This is a genomic window from Micromonospora sp. IBHARD003 (assembly GCF_056106285.1).
The window spans coordinates 1153184-1167463 of the sequence record NZ_JBWBBX010000001.1 but is presented as its reverse complement, the minus strand read 5'-3'; the positions used below and the strand labels follow the sequence as shown (position 1 = coordinate 1167463).

Sequence of the window (14280 nt, the reverse complement as noted above, 5' to 3'; positions counted from 1 at the left end):
CTCCGCGTCGCCGGCGTCACGCTCCCTTCCGCACTCCAGACTGCCGTGCACGGCGTCCGCCCGCGCGGGGTGCCCGGTGCGGCGCGTCACCGGGCGGGGCGTGGGGCGAAGATCACAGCTCGTCGTTCTCACTGGTCAGGCTGAGGCCGACTACCGTGTCCGGGTGCCCAAGAACAGAAACACGTTCTCGTCGCTCGCCGTCTGGCGACGGCGTGTCCTGGCGAACGCCGTGCACCGCGGCTGGCGCTGGGTGCAGCGGACGGGTGCGGTGACCGCCGAGTCCCCGGGGCGGCTGCGTTTCCGCAGGATCGGCCCCGGCACCCGGCTCGCGTTCCCGCAGGGCACCGTTTTCGGCGAGCAGTGGATCGAACTCGGTGACCACTGCATCATCGGCGAGCAGGTGACGCTGACGGCGGGCATGATGCCGGATCTCGACCTCGGACCCGACCCGATCCTGACCCTGGGCAACGGCGTGGTCCTCGGCCGCGGCAGCCATGTCATCGCCGACACCACGGTGTCCATCGGCTCGGACACCTACTGCGGGCCGTACGTGTACATCACGTCGACCAACCACAGCTACGACGATCCGCACCAGCCGGTGGGCAGGCAGTGGCCCCGGACCGAACCCGTCCGTATCGGCCCCGGCTGCTGGCTGGGCACGGGAGCGGTGATCCTTCCGGGAGCGCGCATCGGCCGCAACGTGGTCGTCGCCGCGGGTGCTGTCGTCCGCGGTGACGTGCCCGACCACGCGGTCGTGGCCGGGGCGCCCGCCAAGGTGGTGCGGCGCTGGGACGCCGAGCGCGGCTGGCAGCCGCCACTGCGTACCCCCGCGCCGGTACCGATCCCGGACGGCGTCACTCCCGACGACCTCAGGGCGCTTGCCGAGCTGGAGCCCGACGAAGGCTGATCAGCCGCTCGCGAGCAGCAGCGTCCCGATCAGGGCCAGTCCCGCCCCGGCCGCCTGCACGGCTCGCAGCCGTTCCTTGAGGACGCCCCGGGCCGCCAGTGCCGTCACCACCGGGTAGAGCGAGGCGAGCACCGCCGCCACGGTCAGGGGCCCGTGCTGTGCGGCGACCGAGTAGGTGCCGTTGGCGGCGACGTCCGCGAGGCCGACGAGGACGAGGGCGGGCAGCGCACCGAGGACGACCTTCGTCCCGCCCTCCTCCGGCAGGGCCCTGCCGCCCCGCTTCACCGACACGTACAGGGCCGCACCACCGACCGTGACATTGGTGATCCGCTGCACGAACAGTGCCAGGAACAGTCCGGTGATCGTCGTCGACGCCTCGGCGATCAGTGCCATGACGGAACCGAAGCCGAAGGCCGCGAGCAGCGTCAGCAGGAGCGCCTGCCGCTGCACCGGCGCGCCGCGCAGCTCGGGGCCCCCGGCGAGCAGGACGCCCAGCACGGCCACACCGATGCCCGCGAACTGCAGCAGTCCCGGCCGGTCGCCCAGCAGCAGCCCCACCGACACGGGGACGACGACGCCGAGTGAACCGAGCGGCGACACCACGCCCATCGGGCCGAGTGCCAGGGCCCGGTAGAAGCTGAGCATCGCGACCGGGCCGACGACACCGGCCGCGACCGCGTACCAGAGCTGGGGCCCCGCTTCCCGGAAGCCGCCGGTCCCGATCACCATCGCGCCGAGCACGACGGTCGCGGCGGCCTGGGAGACCACGACCACCGTGAGAGCCGGGATGCGCCTGGTCAGCAGGCCCCCGCCGAAGTCGGCCAGTCCCCACAGGAGGCTGGTGGCCAAGGCGAACAGCACGGTCATCGAAGGGCCTCGCAGTACAGTTTGATGAACGATGGGGTGCAGCCCAGCGTAGTTCACTCTGTTGAACTCAATCAATCAAAATATTGGACGGAACGTGTCGGACCTCGACCAGCTCACGCAGTCGCTCGCCCGCAACCTCAAACGCTGGCGCGGCGAACGGGGCTTCACACTCGACGCTCTCGCCGCCCGCTCGGGTGTCAGTCGCGGCATGATCATCCAGATCGAGCAGGCGCGTACCAATCCGAGCGTCGGTACGACGGTGAAGCTCGCCGACGCCCTCGGGGTCAGCATCACCACCCTGCTCGACTACGAGCAGGGCCCGCAGGTCCGTCTCGTCCCACCGGAGCAGGCCGTTCGCATGTGGGCCACCCCGGCCGGCAGCTCCACCAACCTGCTGGTCGGTGCCGACGCCCCCGGCCCCCTGGAGATGTGGGGCTGGACGCTCGTGCCCGGCGACGAGAGCCCCTCCGACCCGCACCCCGACGGCACCATCGAGCTGCTGCACGTCACTGCCGGAGAACTCACGCTCGTCATCGACGGTAAGCCCTACGCCGTGCCGGCCGGCGCCTCGGCGACCTTCGAGGCCAATGTGCCGCACACCTACCGCAACGAGGGCACCGAGACGGTCGAGATGATCATGACCGTTGCCGTGCCCCCGGCCCGCTGAGACGGCGAACCGCCGTCCAGCCCTGTGCTGTTAGCGTGGCGCACATGCGTGCACCGATCGGCAGCTTCGACAACGCCCGCCCCGCCGTCGACTGTCTCGACGAGCTCACCCGGCCGGTCGCCGACGCGCTCCGTGCCTGGGGCGGGGAGCTGCCGGTCGAGCAGCTGCTCTACGTCGACACGGATCCGGCGATCGCCGACACCGCTGTCTTCGTCGAGCACTACGGGAGCGAACTCCTCGACACCTCGGCGAACTGCGTCGTCGTGACCGCCAAGCGGGGCGGCGAGTCGTCCCTCGCCGCCTGCCTCGTTCTGTCCCGGACCCGGGTCGACGTCAACGGCCTCGTGCGCAGACAACTCGGCGCCCGCAAGGCCTCGTTCGCCTCCATGGACACGGCCACCGGCGAGACCGGCATGGAATACGGAGGCATCACGCCGATCGGGCTGCCGGCCGGCTGGCCGCTGCTGGTCGACTCGGCGGTCGCGGGCGAGGAGTGGGTCCTCGTCGGCAGCGGCCGCCGCAGGGGCAAACTCATCCTGCCCGGCAAGTTCTTCGCCGCCCTGCCGGACGCGGTGGTCCTGGACGGCCTCGGCGTCGGCTGAGCCCGGTGTCGGCAGGTGCGATTCCGTTTCGTATGCACGTGCCCCCCTGAATCGGGCCGGTCGGCCGAGTCGGGGGGATCTCGATGGCGGGACAGCGGTCCATGACCACGTCGACGCCGGCGGCGCGGCTGCGCTCGCACGCGGCTTCGGTATCCAGGACCCCCCGACTAACGCCCGCCTTCGGCTCGGCGCAACTCGTGTCTCGCGCCTGCATGTCCGCCATCGGCCATCTGGAATGACGCCCCATCCTGCGTGCCTGTCGGAGCCGCGCCCCGCGCAGGGTGGGGCGTGTCGAATCCTTGACCCCCGGTCGGTGCTCCATGATGCTGTGTTGCGACACGTGAGATGCGTGCCGTAATGAGAAACATCGACTCAGGTCTCGTACCAGCCGAGGAGTGGTCATGACTCACCAGGTCCGTGGTGTCGTCGCGCGGGGGAAGGGTGCCCCCGTCGGCCTGGAAACGATCATCGTGCCCGATCCCGGTCCGGGTGAGGCGCTGGTGAAGGTCGAAGCGTGCGGGGTCTGTCACACCGATCTGCACTATCGAGAGGGCGGCATCAGCAACGACTTCCCCTTCCTGCTGGGTCACGAGGCCGCAGGTGTCGTGGAGTCGGTGGGGGAGGGGGTCACCGATGTCTCCCCCGGTGACTTCGTCATCCTCAACTGGCGTGCGGTGTGCGGGCAGTGCCGGGCCTGCCTGCGCGGAAGGCCGTGGTACTGCTTCGACACGCACAACGCGAAGCAGAAGATGACCCTGGCCGACGGCACCGAACTCTCTCCGGCGCTGGGGATCGGTGCGTTCGCGGAGAAGACGCTGGTTGCGGCCGGGCAGTGCACGAAGGTCGACCGGGCCGCGTCGGCGGCCGCCGCCGGTCTGCTGGGGTGCGGGGTGATGGCGGGCATCGGCGCCGCCATCAACACCGGCAACGTCGGACGCGGTGACAGCGTGGCTGTCATCGGCTGCGGCGGCGTCGGGGATGCGGCGGTCGTCGGGTCGAACCTGGCGGGCGCCGCCAAGATCATCGCAGTGGACATCGACGACCGGAAGCTGGCCACGGCCAAGAAGCTGGGCGCGACCCACACCGTCAACTCCAAGGAGTCCGATCCGGTCGAGGCGATCCGCCGGCTCACCGGCGGCTTCGGTGCCGACGTCGTCATCGAGGCGGTGGGTCGCCCGGAGACGTACGAGCAGGCCTTCTACGCCCGCGATCTCGCCGGCACGGTCGTCCTGGTCGGCGTGCCGACCCCGGAGATGAAGCTCGAGCTGCCGCTGCTGGACGTCTTCGGACGCGGCGGCGCGCTGAAGTCGTCGTGGTACGGAGACTGCCTGCCCTCCCGCGACTTCCCGATGCTCATCGACCTCTTTCTGCAGGGTCGGCTGGACCTGGACGCCTTCGTCACGGAGACCATCGCGCTGGACGAGGTCGAGAAGGCCTTCGAGCGGATGCACGGCGGGGACGTCCTGCGCTCGGTGGTGGTCCTCTGATGGCCGGCGCCCGCATCGAACACCTCGTCACCTCGGGGACGTTCTCACTGGACGGCGGCACCTGGGACGTCGACAACAACGTGTGGCTCATCGGTGACGACCAAGAAGTGATCGTTGTCGACGCCGCGCACGACGCCGAGGCCATCGCCGATGCTCTCGGCGGGCGCACCCTACGGGCCATCGTGTGCACCCACGCCCACAACGACCACATCGACGCCGCGCCTGAACTCGCGGCGGCCACCGGTGCGCCGATCCTGCTCCACGGCGACGACCTGCCGCTGTGGAAGCAGACCCACCCGGATCGGACACCCGACGGCGAACTGGCCGACGGTCAGGTGCTCGCGGTGGCGGGTGTCGAGCTGACCGTGCTGCACACCCCGGGGCATGCCCCTGGCGCGGTCTGTCTGTATGCGCCGGCCCTGACAGCGCTCTTCAGCGGCGACACGCTCTTCGCTGGCGGGCCGGGGGCGACGGGAAGGTCGTACAGCGACTTCCCCACCATCGTCGACTCGATCCGGAACCGGCTGCTGACCCTGCCGGGCGACACCGTCGTACACACCGGGCACGGGGAGACGACCACCCTCGGCGCCGAGGCTCCGCACCTTCAGGACTGGCTCGACCGGGGTTTCTGACCACCCGGTCTGCACACAGGACAGTACGTGCCCGTCTCTTCGTCCCTCACGGGGCGAGGAGGCGGGTGCGCGCATGCGCATGCAGGGGGAGAGCCACGCTCTCGTGTCGTTCTTTATCGCGCACGGCGTTGCGTCAGGGGGTGCATCGCGTACCGAGTTGCCCTGGCTCGTGAATGCCTTGACAAGGGTTGGGGGCAACCCCAGACTAATGTTGCGCTTACCGCAATCCGTTTCGCTATACGCACCGAGGTGTCATGATGATTCCCGCGTGCCGTCTCGCGGATCTCTCGCGAGGCGAGGCCTTCCGGCTCGACATCGATCCGCCGATCTCGGTGTTCCACACCGACGATGGCGAGGTCTTCGCCATCGACGACACCTGCACCCATCAGGATGCCTCGCTCGCCGACGGCTGGCTGGAGGGCTGCGAGGTGGAATGCCCGCTGCATGCCTCGAAGTTCGACCTGAGGACCGGCGCCGTCGACGCCCCGCCGGCCAAGCTCCCGGTCCGGACCCATGAGGTCCTCATCGAGGACGGCATGATCTACGTGGGGGTGTCCACGGAGGCGCCCAACCTGCCGGCCTGCATCGCAGCGCGGCTCGCCGGGGGTCCCGCGTGAGGACCGTGGCCGTGGTGGGCGCTTCGCTGGCCGGTCTGTCGGCGGCGCGCTCATTGCGGAAACAGGGTTACGACGGGCGGCTGGTCGTCATCGGTGACGAGCTCCACCGCCCGTACGACAGGCCGCCGCTGTCCAAGGAGTTCCTGGCCGGAACCGTCGGCGAAGCGGACCTGGCGCTGGAGACGGACGAAGAGGACCTGCAGGCGGAGTGGCTGCTCGGTACCCGCGCCACCGGACTCGACCGTACGGACCGCGTCGTCCGGCTCTCCGGCGGACGAGAGGTCCGCGCCGACGGCATCGTCATCGCGACCGGCGCCGCCGCGCGCACCCTGCCGGGCATCGAGGGCCTCGCCGGAGTGCACGCCCTGCGCACCCTGGACGACGCCCGCGCCCTGCGCGACGAACTTGCCCTGGGCGGGCGGCTGGTCGTGATCGGCGGCGGATTCATCGGCGCCGAGGTGGCCTCCACCGCCTGCACCCTCGGACTCGACGTGACGGTCGTCGAGGTGGCTCCGACGCCGCTCGCCGGACCGCTGGGCGAGACGATGGGCGGCATCGTCTCCGCCCTTCACGCGGACCACGGCGTACGGCTGTTGTGCGGCGTGGGGGTCAAGGGGCTGAGCGGGGAGACCCGGGTGGACGCCGTCCTGCTCGAGGACGGCCGCGGCATTCCCGCCGACATCGTCGTCGTCGGTGTGGGGGCGAGCCCGTGCGTCGAGTGGCTGGAAGGTTCCGGCATTGCGCTCGACAACGGCGTGAAGTGCGGCGCGGACGGGCGCACCAGCCTGGTCGGCGTGGTCGCCGTAGGCGACTGCGCCAACTGGTACGACCCCCGCGCGGGTGCCCATCGCCGCGTCGAACACTGGACCGGTGCACGGGAGCGCCCGGACGCCGCCGTTGCCACACTGCTGGCGGGGGGCGCGGTGGAACCGGGTGTGCCCCGGCCGCCGTACTTCTGGTCGGACCAGTACGGCGTGAAGATTCAGTTCGCCGGTCACGCGGCCGGCGCCGACAGCGTGACGGTCGAGGAAGGCGCCCCGGACGACCGCAACGTCCTGGCCGTCTACCGGCGTGCCGGTCACCCGGTCGCCGTGCTCGGGATGAACCAGCCGCGGCTGTTCACCCGCTGGCGCAAGCAGCTCGCCGCCGCGATGTCTTGACACGGCCTCTGCCGCATCCCATGCTGCGGTTGCATATGACGCGCAGCGTTGCTCGATACACAACGCCGTCCGGAGTCGCTCTTCCCGGCGCGTGAATGACCCCTCCACGACGTTTCCCGAGGAGTGCACCGTGACCTCGACCAGCCTGCCGGACAGCCTGATCGCCACTCTCCCCGGCTCCTCCTACACCGATCCGGAGATCTTCACCCAGGAGCAGGAGCGCATATTCGAGACCATGTGGTTCTGCGCCGCGCGCTCGTCCGACCTCGCGAAGCCCGGAGCCTTCCGCACCGTCGACGTGGGCCGCGAGAGCATCCTCCTCACCCGCGCCCGGGACAACGCGATCCGCGCGTACTTCAACGTGTGCCGGCACCGCGGAGCCAAGCTCCGGACCGAGGAGAGCGGCGAGGTCAAGCGGGCCTTCCAATGCCCGTACCACGCCTGGACGTACGACCTGAACGGGAAGCTGGTCGCGGCGCCCAACCTCACCAAGATGCCCGACGTGGGCCGCACCGAGTACGGCCTGGTGGGCGTAGCCGTCCGGGAATGGCTCGGCTACGTCTGGGTCTGTCTGGCGGAGAACCCGCCCTCCTTCGAGGAGGACGTCATCGGTGATGTCGTCGCGCGCCTCGGCGACGTGGAGTCGATCGAGCGCTACGACATCGACAACCTCGCGGTCGGCAAGCGGATCGTCTACGACGTCAAGGCGAACTGGAAGCTGATCATCGAGAACTTCATGGAGTGCTACCACTGCGCCACGATCCACCCCGAACTCACCGATGTGCTCCCCGAGTTCGCCGACGGCTACGCCGCCCAGTACTTCGTCGGGCACGGCGCCGAGTTCGGCCAGGAGGTCCAGGGCTTCACCGTTGACGGCTCCGAGGGTCTGGACCGCATCCCCGGGGTGGCCAAGGACCAGGACCGCCGCTACTACGCGATCACCGTCAAGCCGCAGGTGTTCATCAACCTCGTCCCCGACCATGTGATCTTCCACCGGATGTACCCGGTGGCCGTCGACCGCACGATCGTCGAGTGCGACTGGCTCTATCTCCCGCACGTCGTCGAGAGCGGCAAGGACGTCAGCCGGTCGGTGGAACTCTTCGACCGGGTCAACCTGCAGGACTTCGAGGCATGCGAGCGCACGCAGCCGGGAATGAGTTCCCGGATGTACGCCAAGGGTGGCGTGCTGGTGCCCAGCGAGCACCACATCGGTGCCTTCCACGACTGGGTGAACGAGCGCCTGGGCAGCGGCGCGCAGTAGCCGGCCTGTCGGCCCGGGCTCAGCCCAGATAGCCCATCCGGTGGCTGATCTCCTCGGCGCCCTTGATCAGTACCGGGGCGAGTTCGCGCATCCGCTCCTCGGTGAACCGGTACGCGGGCCCGGAGGCGGTGACCGCCGCGATGACCTCGCCCTCCCGGTCGAGGACCGGCGCGGCCATGGCGTGCAGGCCGATTTCCAGCTCTTCCCTGGTCCAGGCGTAGCCGGCCTCCCGCACCTCGGAGAGGTTCTTCTCGAGCTTCGCCTTCGAGGTGATGGTGTGCGGCGTGACCTTCTCAAGGCCGGCCTCGGCCAGCAGTGCGGCGCGCTCCTTGGCGGGCAGGTGCGCCAGCAGGACCTTGCCGCTCGACGTCGCGTGCACCGGGGTCAGCTGGCCGACCCAGTTGTGCGCGGTGACCGCTCCCGGGCCGCGCACCTGGTAGAGGTTGATCGCGTAGTGCTCCTGCAGCACCGCGATGTTGACCGTCTCGCCGATCTCCTCGGCGAGACGCTCGCAGACCGGGCGGCCCTGCTGTGTGATGTCGATACGTCCCGTCACCGCACCGGCCAGTCGTACGATGCCGAAGCCGAGGCGGTACTTGCCGCGCTCGCCCGCCTGCTCCACCAGACCGCGCGACTCCAGGGCGCCGAGCAGGCGGAACGCGGTGGACTTGTGAACATCGATCTCGGCGGCCACTTCACTGACGCCCGCCTCGCCGCGTTGGGCCAGGATCTCCATGACGCTGATGGCGCGGTCGACCGACTGCACTCCGCCGGCCTGCGAATGTGACGTTTCGGTGTCGTGGCTGAGGTTGCTCATAACGAAACTATACGCGTAGTAAACAACAGCCTTGCAAGTTGCGTTCTTCGCAACCTGGTGCACATAGCGCTACCGGTACTAGCATGCCTCGCGTATCTACGGCGCGAGCGAGACGAGGCACCATGGCTCCCCTGCAATACGACTTCGTCATCGTCGGCGGCGGATCGGCCGGCAGCGCACTGGCGAACAGACTCTCCGCGGACCCGGCGAAGCGGGTGCTGGTGCTGGAGGCCGGCCGGTCCGACTACCCGTGGGATGTCTTCATCCACATGCCCGCGGCGCTGACCTATCCGATCGGCAGCCGCTTCTACGACTGGAAGTACGAGTCCGAGCCCGAGCCCCATATGGGCGACAGGCGCATCTACCACGCGCGCGGCAAGGTGCTGGGCGGATCCAGCAGCATCAACGGCATGATCTTCCAGCGCGGCAACCCCATGGACTACGAACGCTGGGCGGCCGACCCCGGCATGGAGAGTTGGGACTACGCGCACTGCCTGCCGTACTTCCGGCGCATGGAGAACTGTCTCGCCGCCGATCCGGACGATGAGTTCCGCGGCCATGGCGGGCCTCTTGTGCTCGAACGCGGTCCGGCCACCAACCCGCTGTTCACCGCTTTCCTCAAGGCAACCGAGGAGGCGGGCTACGCCCCGACCGACGACGTCAACGGCTATCGGCAGGAAGGCTTCGCCAAGTTCGACCGGAATGTGCATCGCGGACGCCGTCTCTCGGCCTCGAAGGCGTACCTCAAGCCCGCCATGAAGCGGCCCAATCTCACCGTCACCACCCGCGCCCTGGTCACCCGCGTCCTCTTCGAGGGCAAGCGCGCCGTGGGAGTGGAGTACCAGCGCGGCCGGGGCGCGCTCCAGCAGGTCCTCGCCGACGAAGTCATCCTGTGCGGCGGCGCGATCAACTCCCCGCAACTGCTGCAGGTCTCCGGTGTCGGAAACGCCGAGGAACTGAGCGCCCTCGGCGTCGACGTCGTCCACGACCTCCCGGGCGTCGGCGAGAACATGCAGGACCACCTCGAGGTCTACGTCCAGTACGGCTGCAAGCAGCCCGTCTCCATGCAGCCGTACATGGCGAAATGGCGCGCCCCCTTCATCGGACTGCAGTGGCTCCTTCGCAAGGGCCCGGCGGCCACCAACCACTTCGAGGCGGGCGGCTTCGCCCGAAGCAACGAGGACGTGGACTACCCCAACCTGATGTTCCACTTCCTCCCGATCGCGGTCCGCTACGACGGCTCCTCGCCGTCCGGCGGCCACGGCTACCAGGTGCACGTCGGCCCCATGTACTCCGACGCCATCGGCTCGGTGAAGATCAAGAGCAAGGACCCGCGCGAGCACCCCGCGCTGCGCTTCAACTACCTCTCCACCGAGCAGGACCGCCGTGAATGGGTCGAGGCCATCCGGGTGGCCCGCAAGCTGCTCAACCAGCCCGCCCTCGCCCCGTACAACGACGGGGAGATCTCACCCGGGCCGAAGGTGGAGACGGACGAGGAGATCCTCGCCTGGGTTGCGAAGGAGGGCGAGACCGCCCTGCACCCGTCCTGCACCTGCAAAATGGGCACCGACGAGATGTCCGTCGTCGACCCGACCAGCATGCGGGTGCACGGCGTGGAGGGCCTGCGCGTCGTGGACGCGTCGGTGATGCCGTACGTCACCAACGGCAATATCTACGCACCGGTGATGATGATCGCCGAGAAGGCCGCCGACCTGATCCTCGGCAAGGAGCCGCCGGCGCCGTCGAAGGCCGTGTACTACCGCCAGGGTGACGCGCGGAAGCAGGCCGGGTAGACCTTGGGCGCCGTAGGGTTGAGGACGCTGCTGGACAGCGTCCGCTACGAGGTGCTGCCCGCGGAGGCGACCGAGGACAAAGTCCTCGCCCATGTGCCGCGTGACGTCGTCGTCACCGTGACGGCGTCGCCGGTCAAGGGCATGGAACCGACCCTTGACCTCGCCACCCGGCTCGCGGTGCACGGCTTCCGTGTGGTCCCGCACGTGCCCGCACGGCTGCTGCGGGACGACGCGCACCTGAAGGAGGTCGTCGACCGGCTCCGTGAGGCGGGCGTGGACGACGTCTTCGTTCCGGCGGGCGACGCCGACCCGCCGGCCGGGGCCTACGAGGGGGCGCTGCCAATGCTGCGCAGGCTGAGCGAGCTGGGCAGGCCCTTCTCCCATGTCGGCGTCACCGGTTATCCCGAGAGCCATCCCCTCATCCACGACGACGTCACCATCCAGGCGATGTGGGACAAGCGTGAGCACGCCACGTACATCGTGAGCAACCTCTGCTTCGACCCGCGCGTGCTGGGGGAGTGGATCGCCCGGATACGGCGCCGGGACGTCACCCTGCCCGTCCACCTGGGCGTCGCAGGACCCGTGCAGCGCGCGAAGCTGCTGGCGATGGCGACGAAGATCGGCGTGGGGGAGTCGACGCGCTTCCTGACGAAGCACACGTCCTGGTTCCTGCGGTTCGCGGCGCCCGGCGGGTACTCGCCCGACAGGCTGCTGGCGCGCACCGAGGAGGCGTTCACCGCGCCGTCGGCGGGGGTGGCCGGCCTGCACCTGTTCACGTTCAACCAGATCGCCGAGACGGAACGGTGGCGTTGCGCGCTGCTGGACCGGCTGGGCGGCTGAAGGTCACCCGCAGGCCGTATGCGACGGCGGGCACTCTGGAGATCCGGCCCGCCCGCCGATTCCATGTCGCTCAGCGGAAGACCACCGTGCGGTTGCCGTCCACCATGACGCGGCTCTCGCTGTGCCACTTCACCGCGTGTGCGAGCACCTGTGCCTCCACGTCCCGCCCGACCGTGACCAGGTCCCTGGGGCCGAGTGAATGGTCGACCCTGACCACGTCCTGCTCGATGATCTGCCCCTCGTCCAGGTCCGGTGTCGCATAGTGCGCCGTCGCGCCGACGAGCTTCACTCCGCGGTCGTAAGCCTGCTCGTACGGGCGTGCGCCCTTGAAGCTGGGGAGGAAGGAGTGATGGATGTTGATGGCGCGGCCCTCGAGCTGCTTGCACAGGTCGTCGGAGAGGATCTGCATGTAGCGGGCCAGCACCACCAGGTCGATGTCCAGTTCGCGTACCAGCTCCATGAGGCGCGCCTCGGCCTGGGGCTTGGTGTCCTCGGCGACGGGGATGTGGTGGAAGGGGATGCCGTAGGTCTCCGCCAGTCCCTCGAAGTCCCGGTGGTTGGAGACGATCGCGAGGATGTCGATGTTGAGGGCGCCAGTGCGCCTGCGGAAGAGCAGATCGTTGAGGCAGTGGCCGAACTTGGACACCATGATGAGCGTCCGGGTCCGGGTCGCGGCCTCGCTCAGGGTCCAGTCGATGCGGTACGCCTCGGCGACGGGACCGAATCGGTAACGCAGAGTCTTCAAACTCGCGTCCGGATCGGAGACGTCGAAGTGGACCCTCATGAAGAAGCGGCCCTGGAGTCGATCATCGAACTGCTGGCTCTCCAGGATGTTGCCCGAGTTCCTGACGAGGAAGCCGCTCACGGCGTGGACCAGTCCGGCGCTGTCAGGGCACGAGAGGGTGAGGACGTATTCACGGCCAGGTTGCGGTCGAGGGGACATGACGACCTCCGTTGGTGCGTATTGCACAACATGGTGAGCGATGCGCAACATAGTTGGACTTGATGGGGGTCTCGGTCAAGAGAGAAGGGCAGGTGGCCCCTTGCGGAATCGTCATCCGCCAACCCTCTTGACGTAGGTCTGCGCATTCGCCATGGTGTTCCACCACAAGCAATTGAATGCACGATGCGCAACGCATTTCGGCTGAAGGGCTTGTCGCGTGGCAGACCTGTATGTGGCTGGGGAATGGCGGGATCCGGTGGCCGGTGGGCGCCGGGAGATCCGCTGTCCCGCTGACGGCACGCTCACCGCGACTGTCTCGGAAGGGACGCGTCCCGATACGGAGGCGGCGATCGCCGCGGCCCGCCGCGCCTTTGACGAGGGCAGCTGGCCGCGCACCCCCGAGCGGGAGCGTGGTGCGCTGCTGCTGCGCACCGCCGATCTCATCGAGCGCGACGCGAAGGAGTTCGCCCGCGCCGAATCGCTGGACACCGGCAAGCGGCTGGTGGAGAGCGAGTACGACATCGCCGATGTCGTCTCCTGCTTCCGTTACTACGGCGGGCTCGGCGGCACCGACGCCGGCCGTGTGATCGACACCGGCCGGGACGATGCCGTCAGCCGCGTCGTCTACGAGCCGATCGGCGTGTGCGGACTGATCACTCCCTGGAACTACCCTCTGTTGCAGGCCAGTTGGAAGGTCGCTCCGGCTCTCCTCGCGGGCAACACGATCGTCCTCAAGCCCAGTGAGCTCACCCCCTCCACCTCGATCCTGCTGATGAAAGCGCTGGAGGAGGCCGGGCTCGCGGCCGGCGCCGCCAACCTCGTCCTGGGCGCCGGGCCCGAGGCGGGCGCACCGCTCTCCGAAGACCCCGCTGTCGACATGGTCTCCTTCACCGGAGGCCTCGAGACCGGCAGGCGCATCATGGCCACCGCCGCCGCGACCGTGAAGAAGGTCGCGCTGGAGCTCGGCGGCAAGAACCCCAACGTCGTCTTCGCCGACGCCGACTTCGAGACGGCCGTGGACTTCGCCCTCACGGCCGTCTTCCTGCATTCCGGGCAGGTCTGCTCTGCCGGCGCCCGGCTGATCGTCGAGGACTCGCTGCACGACCGCCTCGTCGACGAGGTCGTCCGTCGCGCCCGGCAGATCCGCCTCGGTGGTCCCTTCGACCCCGATGCCGAGACCGGAGCGCTGATCTCCGCCCAGCACCGGGAGAAGGTCGAGGCGTACGTCGCCGCAGGCCTCGCCGAGGGCGCCGTACTGCGCTGCGGCGGTGAACGGCCCGACGACCCGGCTCTCGCGGACGGCTACTACTACCCGCCGACCGTTCTCGACGAGTGCCGGCAGGACATGCGCGTGGTGCACGAGGAGTCCTTCGGGCCCGTGCTCACCATCGAGCGCTTCATCGACGAGGGGGACGCCGTACGCATCGCCAACGACACCGAGTACGGACTCGCCGGAGCCGTCTGGACGCAGGACGCCGGCAAGGCCCAGCGGGTCGCCCGGCGGCTGCGCCACGGCACGGTGTGGATCAACGACTACCACCCCTATGTGCCGCAAGCGGAATGGGGTGGCTTCGGGCACTCGGGGGTGGGCCGGGAGCTGGGACCGACCGGCCTGGACGAGTATCGAGAGCCCAAGCACATCTGGCAGAACATCCAACCCCGGCCGCTGCACTGGTTCCGCGGCTGA

14 protein-coding genes are annotated in these 14280 nt (G+C 69.1%); 11 read left to right on the top strand and 3 right to left on the bottom strand.

The window, feature by feature from the left end:
• The first annotated feature begins 163 nt into the window (after window positions 1–163).
• Window positions 164–907 (top strand): acyltransferase, encoded by a 744-nt coding sequence (locus tag ACTWOL_RS05020; RefSeq protein WP_474294736.1) that lies wholly within the window; start codon window positions 164–166, stop codon window positions 905–907.
• Here the strand turns inward: ACTWOL_RS05020 and ACTWOL_RS05015 are convergent, their stop codons facing one another.
• Window positions 908–1774 carry an EamA family transporter gene (locus tag ACTWOL_RS05015; RefSeq protein WP_474294734.1) on the bottom strand — a complete coding sequence of 289 codons (867 nt, stop codon included), beginning with the start codon at window positions 1772–1774 and terminating at the stop codon, window positions 908–910.
• Window positions 1775–1868: 94 nt separating this feature from the next.
• Here ACTWOL_RS05015 and ACTWOL_RS05010 point away from each other — a divergent pair, with 94 nt between their 5' ends.
• From ACTWOL_RS05010 to ACTWOL_RS04980, 7 genes are all read left to right on the top strand, one after another.
• Complete coding sequence (locus ACTWOL_RS05010) at window positions 1869–2441, top strand: helix-turn-helix domain-containing protein (RefSeq protein WP_474294732.1); 573 nt, start codon at window positions 1869–1871, stop codon at window positions 2439–2441.
• 44 nt (window positions 2442–2485) lie between these two features.
• A complete protein-coding gene (locus ACTWOL_RS05005; RefSeq protein WP_474294730.1) occupies window positions 2486–3043 on the top strand; it encodes a YbaK/EbsC family protein in 558 nt (185 codons plus the stop codon).
• A 401-nt stretch (window positions 3044–3444) separates the two neighbouring features.
• On the top strand, window positions 3445–4530 hold the full coding sequence (locus tag ACTWOL_RS05000) for an S-(hydroxymethyl)mycothiol dehydrogenase (protein WP_474294728.1): 1086 nt from the start codon (window positions 3445–3447) through the stop codon (window positions 4528–4530).
• The gene (locus tag ACTWOL_RS04995) at window positions 4530–5162 is read left to right on the top strand and encodes an MBL fold metallo-hydrolase (RefSeq protein ID WP_474294725.1); all 633 of its coding nucleotides are present in this window, start codon (window positions 4530–4532) and stop codon (window positions 5160–5162) included. Before ACTWOL_RS05000 ends, ACTWOL_RS04995 begins: the two co-directional genes overlap by 1 nt.
• A 254-nt stretch (window positions 5163–5416) precedes the next feature.
• Window positions 5417–5779, top strand: a complete 363-nt coding sequence (locus ACTWOL_RS04990) for a bifunctional 3-phenylpropionate/cinnamic acid dioxygenase ferredoxin subunit (protein ID WP_474294723.1) — start codon at window positions 5417–5419, stop codon at window positions 5777–5779.
• Complete coding sequence (locus tag ACTWOL_RS04985) at window positions 5776–6939, top strand: NAD(P)/FAD-dependent oxidoreductase (RefSeq protein WP_474294722.1); 1164 nt, start codon at window positions 5776–5778, stop codon at window positions 6937–6939. Before ACTWOL_RS04990 ends, ACTWOL_RS04985 begins: the two co-directional genes overlap by 4 nt.
• A 130-nt stretch (window positions 6940–7069) precedes the next feature.
• Complete coding sequence (locus ACTWOL_RS04980) at window positions 7070–8200, top strand: aromatic ring-hydroxylating oxygenase subunit alpha (protein ID WP_474294721.1); 1131 nt, start codon at window positions 7070–7072, stop codon at window positions 8198–8200.
• Window positions 8201–8219: 19 nt separating this feature from the next.
• Here the strand turns inward: ACTWOL_RS04980 and ACTWOL_RS04975 are convergent, their stop codons facing one another.
• Entirely contained in the window at window positions 8220–9017 is a 798-nt protein-coding gene (locus tag ACTWOL_RS04975) for an IclR family transcriptional regulator (RefSeq protein ID WP_474294719.1), read from the bottom strand.
• Between the two features lie 122 nt (window positions 9018–9139).
• On the opposite strand from ACTWOL_RS04975, the gene betA reads away from it, so the two are divergent.
• Window positions 9140–10810 (top strand): choline dehydrogenase, encoded by a 1671-nt coding sequence (gene betA, locus ACTWOL_RS04970; protein WP_474294717.1) that lies wholly within the window; start codon window positions 9140–9142, stop codon window positions 10808–10810.
• 3 nt (window positions 10811–10813) lie between these two features.
• On the top strand, window positions 10814–11650 hold the full coding sequence (locus ACTWOL_RS04965) for a methylenetetrahydrofolate reductase (protein WP_474294715.1): 837 nt from the start codon (window positions 10814–10816) through the stop codon (window positions 11648–11650).
• A 70-nt stretch (window positions 11651–11720) separates the two neighbouring features.
• On the opposite strand, the gene purU is transcribed toward ACTWOL_RS04965, so the two are convergent.
• Window positions 11721–12593 carry a formyltetrahydrofolate deformylase gene (gene purU, locus ACTWOL_RS04960; RefSeq protein ID WP_474294713.1) on the bottom strand — a complete coding sequence of 291 codons (873 nt, stop codon included), beginning with the start codon at window positions 12591–12593 and terminating at the stop codon, window positions 11721–11723.
• Window positions 12594–12810: 217 nt separating this feature from the next.
• On the opposite strand from purU, the gene ACTWOL_RS04955 reads away from it, so the two are divergent.
• A complete protein-coding gene (locus ACTWOL_RS04955) occupies window positions 12811–14280 on the top strand; it encodes an aldehyde dehydrogenase family protein (protein WP_474294711.1) in 1470 nt (489 codons plus the stop codon).